Raw genomic sequence first — 22,149 nt, 5'->3', positions numbered from 1 at the left:
CGTACGGCTACCACCCCACCATGAAGGCCCGTCCCGGGCACCGCGACGAGGTGGTCGGCGGGGTGGGCGCCTGGGTCCGGTCGCGGCGCGGGCTCCGGCGGCCCGGGCAGAATCCGGGCCGCCGGAGCAGCGCGCTCAGCCGCCCAACTCCCGGTGGCGGTCGGCCAGTCGGCCCGCCCCGTCCTCGGTGAGCGAGCCGTGCAGCCGCAGCCGGGCGATGCCGCCGTCCGGGAAGATGTCGATCCGGACGTGGGTGGTGGCCGGTGCGTCGTCGAGCAGGAAGCGGTGGACGGTGTCGGGCTGGAGGCGGGTGCGGGGCAGCAGCTCCACCCAGTCGCCGTGCTCCCCGTCGCGCCCGAACAGGGCTGCCCAGCCGGCCGAGTTGCCCTTGAGGTAGCCGGTGTCGATCTCCACCGCGCGGATCCGGGACCGTTCGGTGAGGCGGTAGCGGACCCAGTCGTTGCCGCTGCCGCGCCGGCGCCGGGTCTCCCAGCCGTCGTCCATCTTGCGGGAGCGGCCCGGCTGGATGGTGTGGGTGGGCGAGGAGTAGAAGCGGTCCGAGGCGTCCTCGACCTGGCCGCCGTTCTCCAGCGCGACGAGGTCGAAGGTGCCCAGTGCGGCGAGCCAGTCGGGGGCCGGGACGACCTCGCCGTGCACGCGGAGGCGGGCCACGCCGCCGTCGGGGTGCTGGTTGAGGCGCAGATGGGTGTAGCGGCGCCCGGCGTCGACGGCGAAGGCGTTCGCCGCGTGGCCACCGATGGCGGTGCGCGGGACGAGGGTGGTCCAGGTGACGTCGGCGGCGAGCAGGTCGTCGGGGGACGGGGAGCCTTCCACGCAGGCGCCCTGCACGCTCACGGACTGCGGGTAGTTGCCGCGGAAGTGGGCGGTGTCGACGACGATGCCGTGGATCACGCCGGGCGCGCCGAGGCGGATCAGCGCCCAGTCGTGGTCCTCGTCCGTCGGGAACGGGTGCGCGCCGTCGGCGCCGCGCCGCCGGCGGGTCTCCCAGCCGTCCATGATCTTGCCCTTGTGACCGAAGGCCTCGGGGTCGAAATGGGCGGGCTCGGGCTTGAGGAGGTTCTCCCGCTCGGCGAAGAACTCGTCGTTGGCGGCGATCACGCCGGCGCCCAGCCGGCGGTCGGCGAGGTCCGGGAAGTGGCCGAAGGGCAGGCCGGCGGCCCCGGGCGTGCGGTAGTCGGCGTACGGGTCGCCGCCCCCGTAGGGGCTGGCGTCGCCGGTGTAGCGGGGTATGTCGGCGGTGGTCATGCGCGGGGGTTCCGTTCGAGCAGTTCGCCGGTGGGCTCGGCGAGGGTGGTGCCGTCGTTGATCCTCCGGCCGCGCAGCCAGGTGGACCGTACGACGCCGTACAGGGTCTTCCCGGCGTAGGCGGTGATCTTGTTGCGGTGCTGGAGGGCGTTCGGGTCGACGGTGAAGGTCTCCTCGGGTGCCAGGACCGTGAAGTCGGCGTCCCGGCCGGGCTCGATGGCGCCCTTGCGGTCCAGGCCGACCAGGGCGGCCGGGGCGGTGGCCATCCAGCGCACCACGTCGTCGAGCGAGTGGCCGCGGGTGCGCGCCTCGGTCCAGATGGCGGGCAGGCCCAGCTGGAGGGAGGAGATGCCGCCCCAGGCCGCGCCGAAGTCGGCGGTCTTGAGGTCGGCGGTGGAGGGCGAGTGGTCGGAGACGATGCAGTCGATGGTCCCGTCGGCCAGGCCCTCCCACAGCGCGTCCTGGTTGGCGGCCTCCCGGATCGGTGGGCAGCACTTGAACTCCGTTGCGCCGTCCGGGACTTCCTCGGCGGTCAGGGTCAGGAAGTGCGGGCAGGTCTCGACGGTGATCCGGACGCCCTCCCGCTTGGCGGCGGCGATCAACGGCAGCGCGTCACTGGAGGACAGGTGCAGCACGTGCACCCGGGCGTCCAGTTGCTTGGCGAGGACGATCAGCCCGGCGATGGCGTCGTTCTCGGAGATCCGGGGGCGGGAGGCGAGGAAGTCGGCGTACCGGGGGCCGTGCGGCTCGGGTGCGGCGGCCAGGTGGCCCGGATCCTCGGCGTGCACGATCAGCAGGCCGTCGAAGCCGGCGATCTCGCCGAGGGCGGCGGCCAGTTGCTCCCGGTCGACCTCGGGGAACTCGTCCACGCCGGAGGGCGACAGGAAGCACTTGAAGCCGAAGACGCCGGCGTCGTGCAACGGGCGCAGGTCCTTGACGTTGCCGGGGATGGCACCGCCCCAGAAGCCGACGTCGATGTGCGCCTTGCTGCGGGCGACCGCGCGCTTGGTGTCGAGGTGGGCGGTGGTGGTCGTGGGCGGCAGGCTGTTGAGCGGCATGTCCACGAGGGTGGTGATGCCGCCGGCCGCGGCGGCGCGGGTGGCGGTCCAGAAGCCCTCCCACTCGGTGCGGCCGGGGTCGTTGACGTGGACGTGGGTGTCGACGAGGCCGGGCAGCAGGACGTCGTCGCCGAAGTCCCGGACCTGTGCCCCGGCCGGAGCCTCGGCGTCGTACGGGAGCACCGCGTCGATCGTGCCGTCCTTGACGGTGACGGACGCGGCGCGCGTCCCCTCGGGGGTGACGACGCGCCTGGAGCGCAGCACCAGCTCTGTTTCGGACACCCGGTCCCCTCCTCGTATCGTGTCTTCATCGTTGCGTGGCGGCGCCGGGGGCGCACGGCAACCGAGGGCCGCGACGCCCGCCGTGCGCCGTCCACACCGGAGCGAGGTCCGGAATCGACCTCCGGACCGGAATCCGGAATTCTGGATTCAACAGTCTGTTGAATGAGTCTTCACTCCGGACCCCGGCCCGTCAAGACCCCTCCGCCGGCACCGGCGCGGCCACCGCCCCGGTCGCCGCCGCATTCCATGCCCCCTCTCCCGCAGCGGCCCTGACCTGCGACGGGATGATGCCGTCCGGGATCGGCCCGGCCCCCGCAGCGGCCCGCCCACGGCCCGACACCAGGACGTAGATCCCGCCGGAGAGCGCCATCCCGAAGATCCAGGAGAACGGCGCCATCGCGTCGAAGGCCGGCACGAGGGCGAGCGCGGCGGAGACCGCGGCGGCCGGGAGGAAGGCGATCACGGCCTTCGGGTTGTAGCCCCGGCGGTAGAAGTACGCTCCCTCGGCGTCGGCCGAGAACAGCGCGTCGACGTCGATCCGGCCACGCCGCACCAGGTAGTAGTCGACGAGCAGGATCGCCACCAGCGGACCGAGGAAGGCTCCCAGCGCCCCGAGGAAGTACTGGATCACCAGCGCCGAGGAGTACAGCTTCCAGGGCATGACGACGACCGCCAGCACCGCGGTGATCATGCCGCCGCGCCGGAAGTTCAGGTACTTCGGGGCCAGGTTGGCGAAGTCGTACGCGGGCGAGACGAAGTTGGCGACGACGTTGATGCCCACGGTGGCGACCACGAAGGCCAGCGCCCCGACGACGGTGACCACCGGGTTGTCGATCTTCTGGATCACCTTCACCGGGTCGTGGATCGCCTCTCCGAAGACCGCGATGGTGCCGGCGGTGACCAGGACCGCGACCACGGCGAAGGCGGTGAAGTTCACCGGCAGCCCGATCAGGTTGCCGCGCCGGTAGGAGCGGTGGTCGGGCGTGAAGCGGGCGAAGTCGGCGTAGTTGAGCACCAGGGTCAGGAAGGTGGCCACGGTCAGGCTGACCGCGATCAGGCTCTGCTCGACCTGCGCGGAGCCGCCGAGGCCGGTGACGCTACGGGTCAGCGAGATGTCCCCGCCGGCCCTGACCACCAGGTACACCGCGAGGGCGAGCACGACGAGCCAGACCACCGGCCCGGTCGCGAAGTCCTGGACCTTGCGGATGAACTCCATCCCGCGGGTCAGCAGCACGGCCTGTAGCCCCCACATCACCAGGAACGCGATCCACCCCAGAGTGGACAGGCCCAGCAGCGAGTTGTGGTTGTAGGCGTCCAGGCCGGGCGCGATCTGTAGCGTCAGCAGCACCACCGCGGTCGAGGCCAGCCAGGTCTGGATGCCGTACCAGGCCACGGCCATCACCGCGCGCAGCAGCGCCGGGATGTCGCGCCGTAGACGCCCCAGCTCGCGCGGGCGAGCACCGGGAAGGGGACGCCGGTCCGGTGCCCCGCGTGCCCCATGCGGTTCATCAGCCAGTGGACGATCGTGATGCCGACCAGCAGCGCCACGAACACCTCCCAGGCCGGCAGGCCGAGCACGAACAGGCTGGCGGCGAAGGCGTAGTTGCTGATCGCGTGGGTGTCGGACATCCACAGCGCGAAGATGCTGTAGGTGCCCCAGGTGCGTGCGGGGGCCGGCGCGAGGTCCTCGTTGAAGAGCCGCGGGTCCGGCTGGGACTGCGGGGATGCGGTCACGTGTTCCTCCCAGGCAGGTTGGGTGGAGCTTACGGAGCAGTTGTCAGATGTCTGATGTCTTTGCGGAAAATTCGGTGTGACGTGCGGAGCCCTGGTCACGCCCCCGGGACAGATGGGCGCTCAGCGGCCAGGCTCCGATGACCTTCGGACGGGGCGGGGCGAAGCTGCGTCCCGTACTGGTGGTGAGACCGAGACCGACGACCGCCTCGGCGAACTTCACCGCGGCGGCGACCCCGTCGACGACCGGCACCCCGAGGGCCGCGGCGACCTCCTCCTGCAATCCGGCCATCCCACCGCACCCGAGGCAGATCACCTCGGCGCCGGCCCGGACGACCTCGCGGGCGGTCTCGACGATCACCTCGACGGTCCGCCGCGGATCCGCCTCCAGCTCCAGCACGCCGAGCCCGGTGCCCCGCACCGCGGCACAGCGCTGGAGCAGCCCGGCGGTCAGCAGTCGGTCCCGGATCTGCGGTACGGACCGGTCGAGCGTGGTGACGACGCCGTAGGCGTGCCCGAGCATCATCGCCATCTGGGCGGCGCTCTCGGTGATGTCCAGTACGGGCACGTCCAGCAGCTCCTGGGCACCCTCCCGGCCCGGCTCGCCGAAGCCGGCCATGACCAGCGCGTCGAACGGTGCGTCGAGGGTGGCGAGACGGTCCAGGACGGCCGCGGCGCTGAGGTAGCCCTCGAAGTGCCCCTCGATGGACTCCGGTCCCCACAGGGGTTCGGTGGCGAGGATCTCGGTGCCCGGTGCGGCGGCCGCGGTGGCGGTGGCGCGGATCGAGGTGGTCATGGAAGCCGTGGTGTTCGGGTTCATGACGAGAATGCGCATGGCGCTCCAGCGATTTGGAGGATTCCACAGAATGGACAGTAGGTTTCGCGGAGCAGAACGTAGCTACGGCCACTGGCACCGTCAAGGGATCGGGGCTAGACGGCGCCCCAGCGGCTCACACGGTGGGACAAAGAGGGCCTGACCGGCGAGAACGACTGCACCGGAGACCGTGTGCCACGGTAGGGGGACCGGTAGGCTGCTCCGGTCGGGCCCGGCACCCACACGTCCCAGCCGAGACCGATCCGACCCGCCCCGAAAGGAACGCGACGTGCCGTCGTCCAGCGCCAGCACCTCCGCCACCGAAGCCAAGCCCGCAGGCGCGAGCGGTGGTGTCCAGTCCCTTGAGCGCGCCTTCGACCTGCTGGAGCGGATGGCCGACGCCGGCGGCGAGGTCGGCCTGAGCGAACTCTCCAGCAGCAGCGGACTGCCCCTGCCGACGATCCACCGCCTGATGCGCACGCTGGTCGCCTGCGGCTACGTACGCCAGCAGCCCAACCGCCGGTACGCGCTCGGCCCCCGCCTGATCCGGCTCGGCGAGAGCGCCTCCCGGCTGCTGGGCACCTGGGCCCGGCCGTTCCTGGCACGGCTGGTGGAGGAGACCGGCGAGACCGCCAACATGGCCCTCCTGGACGGCGACGAGATCGTCTACGTGGCGCAGGTCCCCTCCCGGCACGCGGTCCGTATGTTCACCGAGGTCGGCCGCCGCGTCCTGCCGCACTCCACCGGCGTCGGCAAGGCCCTGCTGGCCGACCACCCGCCGGAGGAGGTCCGCGCGCTCCTCGGCCGTACGGGGATGCCCGCCGCGACCGAGAAGACGATCACCGACCCGGACCGCTTCCTGGAGGCGCTCGCCGACGTCCGCCGGCTCGGCTACGCGATCGACGACAACGAGCAGGAGATCGGCGTCCGCTGTCTCGCGGTGCCGGTGCCCAACTCCCCCACCTCGGCGGCGATCTCCATCTCCGGCCCGACCGGCCGGGTGACGGACGCCGCCACGGAGACGATCGTGCCGGTGTTGCAGGACGTAGCGGCCCAACTGTCGGTGGCGCTGGCCAACCAGACGCCGGCCTAGGGGCCACGCCCCTAGGGGCCCGCCGCCGGTCACCGGCCGCGCGGCAGCTCCCCGAAGCGGTCGATGCCCGCGCGTACATCGCTCAGCGCGGGCGACAGGGCGCTCACCGAGCCGACCGCCCCGGCGATCAGCAGCAGTGAACGGCGCAGCCGGGGCACCTCCGGAAGTCCGTGGCTCACCATCGCGTCCAGTGCGGCCAGCTCCTCATCGGCCGCCGCCCGGTCCGGCAACTCCCCAGGGAGCACTGCCAGTTGGCGACGCAGCCGGGCCACCGCGCCGCGCAGCTCCTGGACGCGTGGGTCGCGCTCGCCCTCGCTCACTCGTCGATCCCTCGGCAGCTGTCCCACAACGACGGCGCCCTCCAAGGCCGTTCCCCCGTCCACATCGTGGGACAGTTAACGCCACTCTGCGCTGCGCGCGCCATACGGAGAGCGAAAAATCCGGATCAAGGGCGCGGTCCGGGCGCCGCCGGGCGGACCGCCCCGGCGTGCGCCCCGGCGCCGAAGGCCCCTCAGGATTCGCCGGCCGCCCGGCCCAGGATCCGGGCCAGCTCGCGCGGCTGGGAGAACATCGGCCAGTGGCCGGTGTCCAGCTCGACCAACTGCCAGCGCTCGCTCTTCAGCAGCTCGGCCACGTCGTCGCTCGGCTCGGCGCCGTCGAGCAGACACTTGACGTAGGTCGCCGGGAGCTCGCCGAGCGGGCGCGTCAGCACGGCCGGTTCGGTCAGCGTGGCGCCCGGGTGCGGTGTGGAGCCGGCCACGATCCGGGCGATCTGCTCGTCGGTGAGACCCTGGCCCGCGAAGTCGGCCGCGGCCAGGGGCGCCCAGCGCCCCCCGTTCCCGGCGACCGCCTCGGCCACCGCCCGACCACCCGGCCAACTGGACACGAACGACCCGCCGTCGGCCGGCACATTGGAGTCGACGAACACCACATGGGCCAGTCGGTCGCCGATCCGCCCGGCGGCCTGACCGACGGGGATGCCGGAGTAGCTGTGCCCGACCAGGACGACGTCACGCAGATCGAGCCGCTCGACCTCGTCGACGATGTCCTGCACATGGGTCTGCTGCCCGGCCGGGACGCCCTGCTTCTCCGCGAGACCGGACAGGGTCAGCGGGTGGGTGCCGTGCCCGGCCGCCCGTAGCTCCGGCACCACCTCGTCCCACGCCCGCGCTCCCAGCCATGCCCCCGCCACCAAGAGAAATTCAGCCATGGCGGAAACATAGCGCAGCGGTCGGACAGTGCCCTGCCCGACCGCTGTACCGCTGCGGCTCCGTGCCCCCGTGGGTCAGGAATCCTGCTTCGGCTGCACCGCGTTGCGCCACACCCGCACATCGACGGTCAGATAGCTGCTGGGGTCCGACTTCGGCGCAAAGCCCTTGAAGGTGATCAGCGCGAGATGACCGTAGTCGGTGGTCAGGCACATCTGAGCGCCCTTGGTGAGCTGCTTGGTCAGGATGCTCTCGGTGAACCGGGTCTCGTTCCGGCAGGTTTCGAGCGAGCCCTGCTCACCGGGGTTGAGCAGCACCAGCTTGCCGTTCTCGGTGAAGACCTGGTCGTCGGAGTAGCTGTTGTCCTGGTACGAGAAGTCCTTGTCCGTGTCGTTGTCCGAGTTCGTCGGCTTCATCGACTCGTCGGCCAGCGACAGGTGGTACTCGTCCGGCAGGTTGATGTCCTTGTAGTCGACGGGGGTCGGGTCCGCCACGGGGGCGGCCGGAGTGCCCGTCCCGTCGCCGCCGGGGGTCTCCGACGAGCTCGGGGTCGGCGACGCGGAGGCCTCGGTGTTCTTGGTCTTGTGGGTGGCCTGGTTGCTCTTCTTGCCGTCGTCCTTCATGAAGGCGTAGACGACACCACCGCCCGCACCGGCGAAGGCCAGCAGGCCGACCACCACCAGTGCGGTGACGAGCCCCTTGCGCTTCTTCTTCGGCTTCGGCGGCTCCGGGGCCGGCGCCGCGGCGGCCGGGTAGGCGGCGGTGGGGCCGGTGGCCGCCGGGCCGGCGGCGGTCGGTGCGGCGTTCATCAAAGTGCCCTGCGCGGTGGCACCGACGGTCGGCGCATACGCCGCGGGGCCGAAGCCGGGCGGCGGCGTCTGCGGGTGGTTCAGCTCGGTCGGCACCGGAGGGGCGGTCGGCGCCGCGGCGGTCGGCGGCTGTACCGGCTGCACGGGCGGCTGCACGGGCGGCTGCACGGGCTGGGCCGGTGCGCCGGCGGTGGGTGCCTCCAGCGGGGGCGGCGGGGTCTGCACCGGCGCCGGGGCCGCCGCACGCGTGGTGATGTCGGCGGCGACGGCGGTGGGCAGCCACTCCTCGGGGCGGCGCAGCTGCGTCTGGCCGGAGGCCGCGCCGCACAGCCCGATCACCTCCGCGACCGACGGCCGCTCGGCGGCGTCCTTGGCCAGGCAGCGGGTGACCAACTCCCGGAGTTCCTCGGGGAGTTCGGACAGGTCCGGCTCTTCGTGGACGATGCGGTAGAGCACCCCGTGCGAGGTGCCCTCACCGAACGCCGGGGTGCCGATGGCCGCGTACGCCGCGACCTGGCCGAGTGCGAAGACGTCGGTGGCGGGGGTGATGGTGCTGCCCGCCGCCTGTTCGGGCGCCATGAAGGTGGGGGTGCCCACGGTGACGCCGCTGCTGGTGAGGGACGTGGCGTCGGCGGCGCGGGCGATACCGAAGTCGATGACCCGCGGGCCGTCGGCGGCCAGCAGGACGTTGGACGGCTTCAGGTCGCGGTGCACGATGCCCGCACCGTGGATGACCTGGAGCGCCTCGGCGATGCCGGCGACCATCAGCAGCACGGTCGGGACCGGGAGGCGTCCGTGCTCGGCGACCGCCGCCGCGAGCGAGGGGCCGGGCACATAGGCGGTGGCGAGCCAGGGGCTGGGGCCGTCGGCATCGCTGTCGATGACCGGCGCGGTGAACAGGCCCTGCACCCGCTGCGCGGACTGCACCTCCTGCTTGAAGCGGCGGCGGAACTCGTTGTCCTCGCTGAACTCCGGCCGGATCACCTTGATGGCCACCGGCCGCCCGCCGGGCGTGTAGGAGAGGTAGACCTTGCCCATGCCGCCGGAGCCGAGCTTCGCCGTGAGGCGATACCCCGCGATCGCCCGCGGGTCGTCACCTTCCAACGGCTGGAAGATGCCGGACGAGCCCACACTGTTCACCACTAACGGTCCCCCGACTCAAAAAAGGCGCCGCCGCCACACCGGCAGGCAGCCATGATGTCCGCAACGGAGCAGAACCTTATCCGGCCAGGCGCCGCACCGTGACATCGTCGGCGGGCGTACCCGGCGCCTTGTCCGAAGAGCCGGTTTCGCGCCCCGATTCGGCCTCTTCCCGGGCCGGTTGTGCGCCCCTGGCGCCCCGCCGGCACCTCGCGCGCGCGTTGCCCCGAACCGGCCTGAACATGCGTCAGCACGTGCGTTCCCGCCGCCACCCGTTGGCATGGGCGTATCCGGTCCGAGGCGTACACGAAGGCGGAATGGAGCATTCTTCCCTCTGAGGAAATATCCGGCATATCACTGGATCGGAGAATGCCATGGAGCCCACCACCGGCCCCGGCACCGGCCCGAACCGACGCGGCGCCAGCGTCGTGCAACTCATCTGCCGCGCGTACGGCCTCTCCGATCCGTCGGAGATCACCATGGAGCACATACACCGCTACGTCGCCGATCGCCGCCGGACGGAGGAGCGCAGCCACCAACTGCGCGAGCGCTTCCGGGCGCACATCCCCCGCCCGCGGGCGTCCGACGACGCGGCCTGACCCGACGGACCCACGGCGGAAGGCGCGGAGGGGCGCCGCGGCGCCCGGTGCCATGAGGTAAGCAGTCCCCATGGCACCGACACCAACGACGCCCTCCGCACCCGCACATGGACCGTCGACACCACCACCACCCGAGGGGAGGGTGGCCGGCCTGCTGCTCGCCGCGGGCGGCGGGCGGCGCCTGGGGGGACGGCCCAAGGCACTGCTCGACCACCGGGGACGCCCGCTGGTCGAGCACGCCGCACGGGCCCTGAGGGACGGCGGCTGCGACCCGGTGCACATCGTGCTGGGCGCAGCCGCCGATTCCGTACGCGCCCGCGCGGACCTCGCGGCGTACGAGGTCTCGGAGAACCCGGACTGGGCGCAGGGCATGGGCAGTTCACTCCGGGCGGGCCTGACCGGGCTGGCCGGTTCGGGGGCGGGCGCGGTGGTGGTGTCCCTGGTCGACCAGCCGGGCATCGGCGCCGCCGCGGTGGCCCGACTGATCGCCGCGTACCGGGACGGCGCAGACCTGGCGGCGGCCGCCTACGAGGGACGGCGCGGCCACCCCGTGCTCTTCGGCGCCGACCGCTGGGCGGACATCGCGTCGACCGCGGAGGGCGACCGCGGCGCCCGCTCCTACCTCCAGCAGCACGCCGCCGCCGTCACGCTCGTCGAGTGCTCCGACATCGCCGAGCCGTACGACATCGACACGCCGGAGGACCTGTCCCGCCTGGAGTGAGGCGAGGGCGGCGACGGAAACCCGCGCCCGACCCGGCGGGGTGATGGAGAGTGACCGCGATGGCACCGAGAGCCATTCGATCACCACTTGTGTCGACCCGGAGAATCTCGACATCAACAAACCATTGAAGTTCCGCGATAAGGAAACTAGTCTCCACTGGTCAGAAGCGCCCTGAACCCAGACGGCGCCCGCGACCGTACCCCGGAGACCGCGGCACCCCGTGCCGCCCGGTGTCCCGGCGGCCGCCAGGCACCGCCGCTGAATGGAGTGACAGCTCATGTCCGCACCAGCGCCGTCCCCGCTGGCCATCGTCGAAGCCGATCCCGCCCACACCCCCGAACGGCAGGGCGAGGTCCTCACCGACGCCGCGCTCGCCTTCGTCGCCGAGCTGCACCGCCGGTTCGCCCCGCGCCGCGACGAACTGCTCGCCCGCCGGGCCGAGCGCCGGGCCGAGATCGCCCGGACCAGCTCGCTGGACTTCCTTCCGGAGACCGCGGCGATCCGCGCCGACGACAGCTGGCGGGTCGCCGAGGCCCCGGCCGCGCTCACCGACCGCCGGGTGGAGATCACCGGCCCCACCGACCGCAAGATGACCATCAACGCGCTCAACTCGGGCGCCAAGGTCTGGCTCGCCGACTTCGAGGACGCGTCCGCCCCGACCTGGGAGAACGTCGTCACCGGCCAGCTCAACCTGATCGACGCCTACGAGCGCCGCATCGACTTCACCGACCCGGCCTCCGGCAAGTCGTACGCCCTCAAGCCCGCCGAGGAGCTCGCGACCGTCGTGATGCGGCCGCGCGGCTGGCACCTGGAGGAGCGTCACCTACAGTTCGAGGGCCGCCCGGTCCCCGGCGCCCTGGTCGACTTCGGCCTGTACTTCTTCCACAACGCCAAGCGGCTGCTCGCCCTCGGCAAGGGCCCGTACTTCTACCTCCCGAAGACCGAGTCGCACCTGGAGGCGCGCCTCTGGAACGACATCTTCGTCTTCGCCCAGAGCTACGTGGGCATCCCCCAGGGCACCATCCGCGCCACGGTCCTGATCGAGACCATCACGGCCGCGTACGAGATGGAGGAGATCCTCTACGAGCTCCGCGACCACGCCTCCGGCCTCAACGCCGGCCGCTGGGACTACCTCTTCTCCATCGTCAAGAACTTCCGAGACGGCGGCGCCAAGTTCGTCCTCCCGGACCGCAACGCGGTCACCATGACGGCCCCGTTCATGCGCGCCTACACCGAGCTCCTCGTCCGCACCTGCCACAAGCGCGGTGCGCACGCCATCGGCGGCATGGCGGCCTTCATCCCCAACCGCCGCGACCCCGAGGCCAACGAGAAGGCCCTGACCAAGGTCAAGAACGACAAGGACCGCGAGGCCGGCGACGGCTTCGACGGCTCCTGGGTCGCCCACCCCGACCTGGTGCCCGTCGCCCGCGCGTCCTTCGACGCCGTCCTCGGCGACAAGCCGCACCAGAAGGACCGCCTCCGCGAGGACGTCTCCGTCCGCGCCGCCGACCTCATCGCCATCGACTCGCTGGACGCCAAGCCCACCTACCAGGGCCTGGTCGACGCGGTCCGGGTCGGCACCCGCTACATCGAGGCCTGGCTGCGCGGCCTCGGCGCCGTCGCCATCTTCGGCCTCATGGAGGACGCCGCCACCGCCGAGATCTCCCGCTCCCAGATCTGGCAGTGGGTCGACGCCGGCGTCGTCTTCGAGAACGGCGAGAAGGCCACCGCCGACCTCGTCCGCACCGTCGCCGCCGAGGAACTGGCCGCCATCCGCACCGAGGTCGGCGACCAGGCCTTCACCTCCGGCAAGTGGCAGCAGGCCCACGACCTCCTCCTCCAGGTCTCCCTGGACGCGGACTACGCCGACTTCCTGACCCTGCCGGCTTACGAGCTGCTGGACTGACGCCGAGCCGGTCCACGACCCGAAGGGCTCGCCCCCACCGCTTCGTTGCGGTGCGGGCGGGCCCTTCGCCGTACCGTCAGACCGCCGCCCCGGTGCGGAAGGCGGCGGCGTGCTCGGCCGTGAAGGCGCCCGTACTATGTTTATAGTAGATGGGCACTACAGACATAGTGGCGCGGGGCGCAACGGGAAGGGCGTACGGAGTGGCGCGACGGCGGGAGCAGGTCCTCGACGCGGGGATCCGGGTCCTCGGGAGCGAGGGCGCACGGCGGCTCACGTATCAGGCCGTGGACGCCGCGGCAGGGGTTCCGTCCGGCACCACCTCCAACTACTTCCGCAACCGGGCGGCCCTGATCGACGGCATCGTGGACCACCTCCAGGTGCTGGAGCGCCGGGACTGGGAGACCTTCGCCGCCGAGGCCGCACCGGCCGACGCCGGTGAACTGGCCGAGGCCGTCACCCGGTTCCTGCGGTACGCGACCGGCCCGGAGCGGGCCAGGACCGCCGCCCGCTTCGCCCTCTTCCTGGAGTCCATGGCCCGTCCCGAACTCCGGCCGCCCCTCACCCGCGGCCGCGAGGCCGTCGTCGACTGGGGCACGCAGTGGCTACGGCACTTCGGCTCGCCGACGCCGCGGCGGCACTGCGAGATCCTTCTGGACTACCTGGACGGGGTCGCCTTCCACCAACTCGCCTTCCCTGCCGAGCACTTCGACCCCGGGCCGGGGATCCGTGAGCTGCTCGGAAGGCTGCTTGACTGAGCAACTCCGGGCGGAGCGGGCGGGGTTGGGCGCAGCCCCGTACCGACCCGGTGCGGTCGGGCGGGGCCACGGCACCTCGTTCCGACGGCTATGCGACGCCCTCCAAGTCTGGTAGGAAAGCTTCCTAACGATTGGGGAACCCCCCACGGCTCGCTCCGAACTGGAGGACGACTCCATGCGCACCCGATCGATGGGCACGGCCCTGCCCAGGACCGCCACCCGCGTCGCCCTTGGCCTCGCCCTGCTCGCCGTCCCGGCCACCGCGGTCGCCGCCACGGCGACGTCGGCGGACCACCGCCGCCCGGCGACCGCCCACGCCGCTTCGCACGCCGCACGCGCCGCCACCGGCCTCGACGACCCGGCGAAGAAGGAGATCGCCATGCAACTGGTCTCCAGCGCGGAGAACTCCTCGCTGGACTGGAAGGCCCAGTACAAGTACATCGAGGACATCGGCGACGGCCGGGGCTACACCGGCGGCATCATCGGCTTCTGCTCCGGTACGCACGACATGCTCGAACTCGTCGAGCTCTACACCCGGCGCAAGCCCGACAACGTCCTGGCCGAGTACCTCCCCGCGCTCCGCGCGGTCGACGGCAGTGACTCGCACGAGGGCCTGGACCCCGGCTACACCAAGGCCTGGCGGAAGGCCGCCCAGGACCCCGCGTTCCAGCAGGCCCAGAACGACGAGCGGGACCGGGTGTACTTCGACCCCGCGGTCAAGCAGGGCAAGGCCGACGGCATCGGTGTGCTGGGCCAGTTCGCGTACTACGACGCGATCGTGATGCACGGCGACGGCGACGACAGGACCAGCTTCTCCAACATCCGCAGGCGGGCGCTGGCCAAGGCGAAGCCGCCGGCCCAGGGCGGCGACGAGAAGGCCTACCTCGACGCCTTCCTCGACGCCCGGGTCTGGGCGATGAAGCAGGAGGAGGCGCACAGCGACACCAGCCGGGTCGACACCGCGCAGCGGGTGTTCCTGAAGAAGGGCAACCTCGACCTGCACACCCCGCTGGACTGGAAGGTGTACGGCGAGCGCTTCCACATCGACTGACCGGCACCGGCCGCCACGGCGGTCCCCGAAAGCCCAACGGCCCGTGGGAGAAGCGCAGATGACGCTCCCCTACGGGCCGTTGCCGGTTTCCGGTGCGGTGTCAGTGTGCGGGCAGCGACGCCGCGTCGCCGGAGTCGTCCACCACGCCCCGGTTGGGCTGTTGCGGTATGTGCGGGTCGTCGGCGCGGGCGTTGCCGGCCTCGGCCCCGGACTCCTCCCCGGTCTCCGCCGCTCTGCCGAAGTGGTTGAAGGCGAGGTTGAGGAGGATGGCGACCAGACAGCCGGTGCTGATACCGGAGTCGAGGACGACCAGCAGGTCCTTGGGGAGGCTGTGGTAGAAGTCCGGCGCGGCGATCGGGATCAGGCCGATGCCGACGGCGGCGGCCACGATCAGGGCGTTGTCGCCCTTCTCCATCGCGGCGGACGCCAGCGTCTGGATGCCGCTGGCCGCCACCGAGCCGAAGAGCACGATGCCGGCGCCGCCCAGGACCGGCAGCGGGACCAGCGAGATGACGGACGCGGCCACCGGGCTCAGGCCCAGTACCAGCAGGATCAGGCCGCTGGTCGCCACCACGAAGCGGCTGCGCACCTTGGTCATCGCGACCAGGCCGATGTTCTGGGCGAAGGCGCTGTTGGCGAAGCCGTTGAAGAGCGGGCTGAGGGCCGTGCCGAGGGTGTCGGCGCGCAGACCGCCCTCGATGGTGCGCTGGTCCGCCGGCCGGTCGACGATCTTGCCCAGCGCCAGCATGTCGGCCGTCGACTCGGTCATGCAGACCAGCATCACGATGCACATCGAGATGATCGCGGCGACGTCGAACTGCGGGACGCCGAAGTGGAAGGGCGTCGGAAAGCCGATCAGATCGGCGTTGGTGAGGGCGGAGAAGTTCGTGATGCCCACGGGGACGGCGATCAGGGTGCCGGCGATCAGGCCGAGCAGGATCGCGATCTGCTGGAGGAAGCCGCGCAGCACCCGACGCAGTACGAGCACGATGAGGAAGGTCAGCGCGGCCATGCCGATGTTCGTGAGGGAACCGTAGTCGGGGGCCCGGGAGTTGCCTCCCTGGGACCAGTTGAACGCGACAGGGAGGAGCGAGACACCGATCAGGGTGATGACGGTGCCGGTGACCACCGGCGGGAAGAAGCGGACGAGCTTGGAGAAGTAGGGGGCGAGCAGGAAGCCGAGCACACCGGCGACGATCACCGCACCGAAGATGACCGGCAGTGCGTGGTGGGGGCTCTCGGCCTTGCCGATGGCGACCATCGGCGTGACACCGGCGAACGACACGCCGTTGACGAAGGGGAGCTTGGCGCCGACCTTCCAGAATCCGAGGGTCTGGAGGAGGGTCGCGATGCCTGCCGTGAAGAGGCTGGCACCCATCAGGAAGGCCGTCTCGGTGGCGCTCAGCCCGCAGGCCGGACCCACGATCATCGGCGGGGCCACCACGCCCGCGTACATCGCGGCCACGTGCTGGAGGCCGCTGGTGAACATCTTGAAGGGCGGGAGGGTCTCGTCGACCGGATGCTTCCGGTCCCCCTCCGACTTCTGCCCGGTAATTGCGGCCACTGCGGGCCTCCTGTCGATTTCTGCGTCGCCGGCGGCCGGCGATGCGAGGCTGTCACGGAGGGCTTGCCATGTGGTGCGTGGTGCGAGAAGTCGCCTGGTGAGCGGTTCGGTGTGGAGCCGCGCTTGTGGCGCGTGACGGACGGGCGGTGTCGGCGGGGCCGACCGGCCCGGAGGTGCGGGAGATCCCGCGCCCCCGGGGTCCGGCGCTCGTGGATCCCACTCGGATCCACAAGGTCGGCCGGGAGCCGTCCCTCCCGGCCGAGTCTGGTGGTGCGTCGGCCGTGCGGGCCGCCGTGGGGGTCAGCCCTCGGCGGTGATCCGGGCCAGACGCTGTGCCTCCGACCGCGTGCTGCGGGCGATGGCGTCCTCGTCGACGTGCAGCAGACGGCCGTTCTCGACGACCGGTTCGCCGTTGACGAGGGAGAGCGTGACCGGTGCCGCGGCCCCGAAGACGAGGGCGGTCACCGGGTCGGCGATGGAGGCGTGGGCGAGCGTGTCCAGCTTCCAGAGCACCAGGTCGGCGAGCTTGCCGGGCTCCAGGGAGCCGATGTTGTCGGCCCGGCCGAGGACCTGCGCACCGCCGTAGGTGCCCAGGCGCAGCGCCTGGCGGGCGTTGAGCGCGGCCTCGCGGTGCGCGCCGAGGCGGTTGATGAGCAGGGCGTTGCGCAGCTCGGTGTGGAGTTCGCCGGACTCGTTGGAGGCGGTGCCGTCGACGCCGAGGCCGACCGGGACACCGGCGGCGAGCATGTCGGGGACCCGGGCGATGCCGGCGGCCAACCGCGCGTTGGAGGACGGGCAGTGCGCGACACCGGTCTTCGTACGGGCGAAGGCGGCGATGTCGGAGTCGTTCATGTGGACGCAGTGCGCCATCCACACGTCCTCGCCGAGCCAGCCGGTGGACTCGAAGTAGTCGGTCGGGCCCATGCCGAAGAGCTCGTGGCAGAACTGCTCCTCCTCGACCGTCTCCGAGCCGTGCGTGTGCATCCGCACGCCCAGCCGGCGGGCGAGCTCGGCGCCCTGCTTGAGCAGCTCGGTGGAGATGGAGAACGGGGAGCAGGGGGCGACGGCGACCTGGGTCATGGCGTCGAAGGAGGCGTCGTGGTGCTTCTTGACGGTCTCCTCGGTGGCGGCGAGGGCGCCTTCGAGGGTCTCCACGGCGAAGTCCGGCGGCAGACCGCCGTCCTTCTGGCTGCGGTCCATGGAGCCGCGGGCCAGGGTGAAGCGGACGCCCATCTCGGCGGCGGCCCGGATGACGGCGCCGGAGAGGTCGCCGGAGCCCTGCGGGTAGACGTAGTGGTGGTCCATGGCGGTGGTGACGCCCCCGCGGGCCATCATCGCCAGCGAGCCCTGCGCGGCCGCGTACACCATCGGCTCGTCGATCCGGGACCAGGTCGGGTAGAGCGCGACGAGCCAGTTGAAGAGGTTGTGGTCGGTGGCCAGACCACGGGTGATCCACTGGTAGAAGTGGTGGTGGGTGTTGACCAGGCCCGGGGTGACGAGGTGGCCGGTGGCATCGATGCGACGGACCACGTTCTCAAGGCCCTCGGGGGCCTTGCCCGCGCCGATCGACTCGATCTTGTTGCCGGCGACGACGATGTGCCCGCTGGCGTACTCGGTGTCGTCGGCGTCGACGGTCGCGATCGCGCAGTTCTCGATGACGATGCGCTGGGCTGCCGATGGTGCCATCGTGCTTCCTCTTCTCTGTGGTGGCGACGGGGGTCCCCCGCGGACCGGGTGTGCGTCGGAGTCCTCGGGGGAGGGCACGGCAGGACCCTAGGAAGATTTGAGTGCCGGAACCGTGGCCGGTCTCCGGGTGCCGAGATGGTGGAAGAACAGGTTCAGCAGGACCGCGACGAGCGCGCCGGCGCTGATGCCGGAGCCGAGCACGGTCTGCGCCCAGGCCGGGAAGGCCTCGTAGAAGGTGGGCGCCGCGAGCGGGATGATGCCTGCGCCGAGCGACACGGCCACCAGGATGATGTTGGAGCTGTCGTCGAGACCGGCCTCGGAGAGCGTACGGATACCGCTGACCGCGATCGACCCGAACAGGACGATACCCGCACCACCGAGCACCGGCATCGGCACCAGGGAGACCACGGCGCCCAGCACGGGGAAGGCGCCGAGGACCAGGAGCGTGCCGCCGGCGAGCGCGACGACGTACCGGCTGCGCACGCGGGTCAGCGAGACCACTCCGACGTTCTGCGCGAAGGCGCTGGTCGGGAAGCCGCCGAAGATCGGGCCGAGCAGCGTGGCGATGCCGTCGGTGCGCAGTCCGCGGGTGATGGTGGCGCCGGTGGTCGGCCGGTCGCAGATCTCACCGAGGGCCAGCATGCCGGCCGACGACTCCGTCATCAGCACCAGCATCACGATGCACAGCGAGAGGATCGCGGCGGGCTGGAATTCGGGGGCGCCGAAGGAGAACGGGGTGGGCAGCGCGGCGATCGGGGCCGAGCGCAGTCCGTCGAAGCTCGCCATCCCGAACGGGATCGCGGCGAGGGTGCCGACGACCAGGCCGATCAGCAGCGCGATCTGCTTGGCGAAGCCCTGGGTGAAGCGCTGGATGAGCAGGATCACCACAAGGGTGAAGGCGGCGAGCGCCAGGTTCTCCATGGAGCCGAAGTCGGCGGCGTGCTTGTCGCCGCCCTGGGCCCAGCCGACCGGCACGGGCATCAGCGTGACCCCGATGAGGGTGATGACGACTCCGGTGACCAGCGGCGGGAAGAAGCGGAGCAGTCTGCCGAAGAACGGTCCGACCGCCAGGCAGAACACCCCGGCGACCATCACCGCCCCGTAGATCGCGGGGAGTTGGTGCCCCTTGGCGGTGGTCTCGGCGATGGCCAGCATCGGCGTGATGCCGGCGGAGCTGGCCGCGTTGACGAACGGGAGCCGGTTGCCGGCGAGGTTGCGGACGCCGAGCGTCTGCAACAGCGTGGCGAGCCCGGCGATGAGCAGGCTCGCGGCGATCAGCCGGGTCCGGCCCGCGGTGTCCAGGCCGACGGCCTGGCCGACGATGAGCGGAGGGGTGACGACGCCGGCGTACATCGCGGCGATGTGCTGGAGGGCGGCCGGGACGAGCCGCTTGACGGCCGGCTTCTCGTCCACCGGGTGGACCGGGGACGGGGGGTGGTGCGGGACGTGCGATGGCAGGGCCATGGGTCGTTCCCCTCGGGTTCCGCGTTCCCTCCCCGCCCCGCTGCGGGGTGGGGAGGGGGCGCGAGGCACGGCGTTGCGTCGGAGCCGCTTTTAGAGGTTGGTCAGATCCACCGGGATCTGGGGCTCGACACCGTCGCGCAGAACAGTGGCTTCGATCAGGCCGTACGGGCGGTCCGCCGCGTAGTAGACCTCGTTGTCGTTCTTCAGCCCGAACGGCTCCAGGTCCACCAGGAAGTGGTGCTTGTTCGGGAGCGAGAACCGCACCTCGTCGATCTCGGAGCGGTTGTTGATGATCCGCGAACCCATCTGGTACAGGGTCTGCTGGAGCGAGAGGCTGTAGGTCTCGGCGAAGGCGTGCAGCATGTGCTTCTTCACCTGCTCGTACGAACGCTCCCAGTTGGGCATCCGCTGCTCGTCGTCGGTCCAGTTGAACCGCCAGCGGGCGGACACCTGCGTGGCGAGGATGCGGTCGTAGGCCTCCTTCAGCGTCGTGTACTTGTCCTTGATGTAGCCCCAGAACTCCGAGTTGGTGGAGTTCATCACCACCAGGTCCTTCAGACCGGAGATGACCTGCCACTGCTCACCGTCGTAGGTGATCTCGGTGAGGCGGGTCTCCTGGCCCTTGCGGACGAAGGAGTGCTTGACCTCGTCGGAGCCGATGAAGCGGGAGTTGGCGTCGGAGGTCTCGATCCGCTCCCAGGCGTACTCCTCGATACGGATCCGGGCCCGCTTGATGGGCTCCTGGCTGGTCACGAAGTGGCGGGCCAGGTGGATGCCGAACTGCTCGGCCGACTCGATCCCGTACTCCTTGGCGAAGGCGTACACGGTGTTCTTGGTCGTGTCGGTGGGCAGGCAGTTGGCGTTGGAGCCGGAGAGGTGGACCTCCTCCAGGTCGCCGGAGAGCGCTACGGAGACGTTGAGGTCCTTGATGTGGTGCGTGTCGCCGTCACGGGTGATCTTGACGACGCGGTTCTCCGCTTTGCCGTACTGGTTCTGGCCGAGAATCACCGGGCGGGCCGGGCGGGAATGGGCAGTCATGTCGGTGCTAGCTCCCTCGGTATACGGAGTAGCCGAACGGGTTGAGCAGCAGCGGTACGTGGTAGTGCTCGCCCGGCTTGACGGCAAAGGTGATTGCCACCTCCGGGAAGAAGGCTCCGCTGTCCCGTAGCGCGGGGGCGTCCTGCTGTTCCTCGGCTTGCTGGTTGACGCTGTGCTGGGTCTTCAAGAAGTACGCCTCGGTCGCGAAGTCGATGCGTACGTGAGTGGTGCCATCCGGCAGGGCCGGCAGGTCCTTGCAGCGCCCGTCCGCGTCGGTCTTGGACGCGCCGTGGGCGGTCCAGGCCCCGTCGCTGCCGGAGCGCACCGAGAGCGAGAGGGCGACGCCCTCCGCGGGGCGGCCCACGCTGGTGTCCAGGATGTGCGTGGACACCGACGTCCGTGCGGCCGACTCGCTGCTCATGCTGCGTCTCCTTCTGCGTTCTCCGCGATACGGGTCAGGCGAATGCGATTGATCTTGCCGAGTTCCACACGAACGATCTCTCGTTCGTGTTCCGGCGTGTTGTCGATCCGGTTACGGACCGCGTCGCGCATCTGCTCTCCGGTGCGCCCGGAAGCGCAGATCAGGAAGACGTGGCCGAACTTCTCCTGGTAGGCCAGGTTCAGTTCGAGCATCTCCGCCTTGAGCTCGTCGGAGGCGCCGGCCATCCCGCTCTGCTCGCGGTTCGAGGTCGGGTCGCCCGGCTTCGGCCGGCCGATGGGCGGGTGCCCGGCCATCGCCTCGGCCAGATCCTCCGCGGTCAGCTCCGCCATGGCGGCGTCGCTCGCGGCGAACAGGTCGTCGGTGGTGGCGAAGGGGCGCCGGGCGAGGATCTTGTTCCCCCATGCCCGGCTGGCACACACCTCGTGCAGGACGGACCGCGCCGTACTGTCGTCGCAGGTGTTGAACCGGGCGAGCCCCGGGGACGTACTCGAAGACACGGGAAGCCTCCGTGGCCTGGTGCTGGACAGCTCTGCTTGGCTGGAAACAGCTAAGACCTCCGGCAACATCCCGTCAACACTTTGTTGAAAACTCGGCAACGCAAAAGCCGCCGTCCGGGGATTTCGGGCGGCGGCTTCGACGGTCTGCGCGGGACTGCCCCGCCGCTTCGCCTCAGTCGGCGCCCTTCGCGGCGTTCTCCCGGTTCAGGTAGTTGTAGACGGTGAAGCGGCTGACGCCAAGGGCGCCCGCGACCGTCTCGACGCCGTGCCGGACGGAGAAGGCGCCACGGGCCTCCAGGATCCGCACCACGGACTGCTTGGTCTTGCGGTCCAGCTCCGCCAGCGGCATGCCGTGCCGGCGCTGGAGCTCGGCGAGGATGTGGTCGAGCGACTCCGACAGGTGCGGGAGCCGTACGGCCACCCGGTCCTGCCCCTCCCAGGCCAGCACCACGTCGTCACCCTGGGCCTGGTCGGGCGCGACCATCTCTCCGCCCATCGCGTCCACCAGCGGCTTGACCGCCTGGACGAACGGGTGGTCGGCGGGCTCGGTCACGTCGCGTCCCCCTCGCCCCGCTCGGCGTCCCCGATCACGTTGACCTGTAGCGAGACCCGGGTGGCACCCGCCTGGAGGGACTCGCGCAGCAGGGCGGACACCGCACCGAGGACCCGGTCGGCGTCGCCCTCGGCCGTATTGCCGAACGGTCCGACGTCGACGGCGTCCAGCTCGGCGCCGGTGACGATGTCCCGCGCCACCAGGGCATGCGCCGGCGCCTCGTCCAAGTCGAACGGCTCCGTCGTGAACTCAACTCTCAATCGCACGTCGCTCAACCTACGCGCGGTTCGGCCCGGCCACCAGAAATTGCTCCGAGGCCCCCTTGACAGCCTCCGAACCTCCCAGGCAGTGTTCCATCACGCAGAAAAACAGTTCCACTATCCGGAAGGAGCGCCGGCCCTCATGGGTTTCACGGACATGCGCTTCAACGTCAATCTGTCGATCCTGTTCACCGAGCTTGCGTTGCTTGAGC

20 protein-coding genes and 1 pseudogene are annotated in these 22,149 nt (G+C 71.0%); 6 read left to right on the top strand and 15 right to left on the bottom strand.

What is annotated here, in order from left to right; all coding sequences use genetic code 11:
• Nucleotides 1-135: 135 nt before the first annotated feature.
• The 4 genes and pseudogenes from alc to AB0C96_RS37105 form a co-directional block, all read right to left on the bottom strand.
• Entirely contained in the window at nt 136-1,266 is a 1,131-nt protein-coding gene (gene alc, locus AB0C96_RS37120) for an allantoicase (RefSeq protein WP_362923916.1), read from the bottom strand.
• Nucleotides 1,263-2,606, bottom strand: coding sequence for an allantoinase AllB (gene allB, locus AB0C96_RS37115; protein ID WP_362923914.1), 1,344 nt, complete (start codon nt 2,604-2,606; stop codon nt 1,263-1,265). Before allB ends, alc begins: the two co-directional genes overlap by 4 nt.
• A 190-nt stretch (nt 2,607-2,796) precedes the next feature.
• Nucleotides 2,797-4,340: pseudogene (locus tag AB0C96_RS37110) on the bottom strand (NCS1 family nucleobase:cation symporter-1).
• Nucleotides 4,341-4,383: 43 nt separating this feature from the next.
• Nucleotides 4,384-5,172: an aspartate/glutamate racemase family protein gene (locus tag AB0C96_RS37105; RefSeq protein ID WP_362923912.1), complete on the bottom strand. Its 789-nt coding sequence runs from the start codon at nt 5,170-5,172 to the stop codon at nt 4,384-4,386.
• Nucleotides 5,173-5,440: 268 nt separating this feature from the next.
• Between AB0C96_RS37105 and AB0C96_RS37100 the strand changes: the two genes are divergently transcribed.
• Nucleotides 5,441-6,244, top strand: coding sequence for an IclR family transcriptional regulator (locus AB0C96_RS37100; RefSeq protein WP_362923910.1), 804 nt, complete (start codon nt 5,441-5,443; stop codon nt 6,242-6,244).
• A 29-nt stretch (nt 6,245-6,273) separates the two neighbouring features.
• Here the strand turns inward: AB0C96_RS37100 and AB0C96_RS37095 are convergent, their stop codons facing one another.
• The 3 genes from AB0C96_RS37095 to AB0C96_RS37085 all read right to left on the bottom strand — a co-directional run bounded on the left by AB0C96_RS37095 (nt 6,274) and on the right by AB0C96_RS37085 (nt 9,404).
• Nucleotides 6,274-6,564, bottom strand: coding sequence for a DUF5955 family protein (locus AB0C96_RS37095; protein ID WP_362923908.1), 291 nt, complete (start codon nt 6,562-6,564; stop codon nt 6,274-6,276).
• Between the two features lie 191 nt (nt 6,565-6,755).
• Nucleotides 6,756-7,454, bottom strand: coding sequence for an alpha/beta hydrolase (locus tag AB0C96_RS37090; RefSeq protein ID WP_362923906.1), 699 nt, complete (start codon nt 7,452-7,454; stop codon nt 6,756-6,758).
• A 75-nt stretch (nt 7,455-7,529) separates the two neighbouring features.
• Nucleotides 7,530-9,404, bottom strand: coding sequence for a serine/threonine-protein kinase (locus AB0C96_RS37085; RefSeq protein ID WP_362923905.1), 1,875 nt, complete (start codon nt 9,402-9,404; stop codon nt 7,530-7,532).
• A gap of 371 nt (nt 9,405-9,775) precedes the next feature.
• Between AB0C96_RS37085 and AB0C96_RS37080 the strand changes: the two genes are divergently transcribed.
• The 5 genes from AB0C96_RS37080 (at nt 9,776) to AB0C96_RS37060 (ending at nt 14,433) form a co-directional block, all read left to right on the top strand.
• Nucleotides 9,776-10,000, top strand: a complete 225-nt coding sequence (locus AB0C96_RS37080) for a hypothetical protein (RefSeq protein ID WP_362923903.1) — start codon at nt 9,776-9,778, stop codon at nt 9,998-10,000.
• Between the two features lie 142 nt (nt 10,001-10,142).
• Nucleotides 10,143-10,721 (top strand): nucleotidyltransferase family protein, encoded by a 579-nt coding sequence (locus AB0C96_RS37075; RefSeq protein ID WP_362923958.1) that lies wholly within the window; start codon nt 10,143-10,145, stop codon nt 10,719-10,721.
• Nucleotides 10,722-10,998: 277 nt separating this feature from the next.
• The gene (gene aceB / locus AB0C96_RS37070) at nt 10,999-12,627 is read left to right on the top strand and encodes a malate synthase A (protein ID WP_362923901.1); all 1,629 of its coding nucleotides are present in this window, start codon (nt 10,999-11,001) and stop codon (nt 12,625-12,627) included.
• 149 nt (nt 12,628-12,776) lie between these two features.
• Nucleotides 12,777-13,382 (top strand): TetR family transcriptional regulator, encoded by a 606-nt coding sequence (locus AB0C96_RS37065; RefSeq protein WP_362923899.1) that lies wholly within the window; start codon nt 12,777-12,779, stop codon nt 13,380-13,382.
• 175 nt (nt 13,383-13,557) lie between these two features.
• Nucleotides 13,558-14,433 (top strand): chitosanase, encoded by an 876-nt coding sequence (locus AB0C96_RS37060; RefSeq protein ID WP_362923898.1) that lies wholly within the window; start codon nt 13,558-13,560, stop codon nt 14,431-14,433.
• Nucleotides 14,434-14,533: 100 nt separating this feature from the next.
• On the opposite strand, the gene AB0C96_RS37055 is transcribed toward AB0C96_RS37060, so the two are convergent.
• From AB0C96_RS37055 to AB0C96_RS37020, 8 genes are all read right to left on the bottom strand, one after another.
• Nucleotides 14,534-15,997 (bottom strand): nucleobase:cation symporter-2 family protein, encoded by a 1,464-nt coding sequence (locus AB0C96_RS37055; protein ID WP_362923896.1) that lies wholly within the window; start codon nt 15,995-15,997, stop codon nt 14,534-14,536.
• A gap of 300 nt (nt 15,998-16,297) precedes the next feature.
• Nucleotides 16,298-17,683: an 8-oxoguanine deaminase gene (locus tag AB0C96_RS37050; RefSeq protein ID WP_362923894.1), complete on the bottom strand. Its 1,386-nt coding sequence runs from the start codon at nt 17,681-17,683 to the stop codon at nt 16,298-16,300.
• Nucleotides 17,684-17,770: 87 nt separating this feature from the next.
• The gene (locus AB0C96_RS37045) at nt 17,771-19,147 is read right to left on the bottom strand and encodes a nucleobase:cation symporter-2 family protein (RefSeq protein ID WP_362923893.1); all 1,377 of its coding nucleotides are present in this window, start codon (nt 19,145-19,147) and stop codon (nt 17,771-17,773) included.
• Between the two features lie 90 nt (nt 19,148-19,237).
• Nucleotides 19,238-20,185, bottom strand: a complete 948-nt coding sequence (pucL, locus tag AB0C96_RS37040) for a factor-independent urate hydroxylase (protein ID WP_362923892.1) — start codon at nt 20,183-20,185, stop codon at nt 19,238-19,240.
• 7 nt (nt 20,186-20,192) lie between these two features.
• Nucleotides 20,193-20,606 (bottom strand): hydroxyisourate hydrolase, encoded by a 414-nt coding sequence (uraH, locus tag AB0C96_RS37035; protein ID WP_362923890.1) that lies wholly within the window; start codon nt 20,604-20,606, stop codon nt 20,193-20,195.
• A complete protein-coding gene (gene uraD / locus AB0C96_RS37030; protein ID WP_362923888.1) occupies nt 20,603-21,124 on the bottom strand; it encodes a 2-oxo-4-hydroxy-4-carboxy-5-ureidoimidazoline decarboxylase in 522 nt (173 codons plus the stop codon). Before uraD ends, uraH begins: the two co-directional genes overlap by 4 nt.
• A gap of 172 nt (nt 21,125-21,296) precedes the next feature.
• Complete coding sequence (locus AB0C96_RS37025; RefSeq protein WP_362923887.1) at nt 21,297-21,677, bottom strand: helix-turn-helix domain-containing protein; 381 nt, start codon at nt 21,675-21,677, stop codon at nt 21,297-21,299.
• Nucleotides 21,674-21,943 carry a hypothetical protein gene (locus tag AB0C96_RS37020; RefSeq protein ID WP_362923885.1) on the bottom strand — a complete coding sequence of 90 codons (270 nt, stop codon included), beginning with the start codon at nt 21,941-21,943 and terminating at the stop codon, nt 21,674-21,676. The genes AB0C96_RS37025 and AB0C96_RS37020 overlap by 4 nt, the downstream gene beginning before the upstream one ends.
• Nucleotides 21,944-22,149: the final 206 nt, after the last annotated feature.

This window comes from Streptomyces sp. NPDC048506 (assembly GCF_040651315.1).
Lineage (GTDB): Bacteria > Actinomycetota > Actinomycetes > Streptomycetales > Streptomycetaceae > Streptomyces.
This window is presented reverse-complemented; position numbering and strand designations above follow the sequence as displayed.

Coding starts and splice junctions, on each gene's coding strand:
- alc (WP_362923916.1), bottom strand. CDS start 1,266: ATGACCACCGCCGACATACCCCGCTACACCGGCGACGCCAGCCCCTAC.
- AB0C96_RS37105 (WP_362923912.1), bottom strand. CDS start 5,172: ATGCGCATTCTCGTCATGAACCCGAACACCACGGCTTCCATGACCACC.
- AB0C96_RS37090 (WP_362923906.1), bottom strand. CDS start 7,454: ATGGCTGAATTTCTCTTGGTGGCGGGGGCATGGCTGGGAGCGCGGGCG.
- AB0C96_RS37080 (WP_362923903.1), top strand. CDS start 9,776: ATGGAGCCCACCACCGGCCCCGGCACCGGCCCGAACCGACGCGGCGCC.
- aceB (WP_362923901.1), top strand. CDS start 10,999: ATGTCCGCACCAGCGCCGTCCCCGCTGGCCATCGTCGAAGCCGATCCC.
- AB0C96_RS37065 (WP_362923899.1), top strand. CDS start 12,777: ATGGGCACTACAGACATAGTGGCGCGGGGCGCAACGGGAAGGGCGTAC.
- AB0C96_RS37060 (WP_362923898.1), top strand. CDS start 13,558: ATGCGCACCCGATCGATGGGCACGGCCCTGCCCAGGACCGCCACCCGC.
- AB0C96_RS37050 (WP_362923894.1), bottom strand. CDS start 17,683: ATGGCACCATCGGCAGCCCAGCGCATCGTCATCGAGAACTGCGCGATC.
- AB0C96_RS37045 (WP_362923893.1), bottom strand. CDS start 19,147: ATGGCCCTGCCATCGCACGTCCCGCACCACCCCCCGTCCCCGGTCCAC.
- pucL (WP_362923892.1), bottom strand. CDS start 20,185: ATGACTGCCCATTCCCGCCCGGCCCGCCCGGTGATTCTCGGCCAGAAC.
- uraH (WP_362923890.1), bottom strand. CDS start 20,606: ATGAGCAGCGAGTCGGCCGCACGGACGTCGGTGTCCACGCACATCCTG.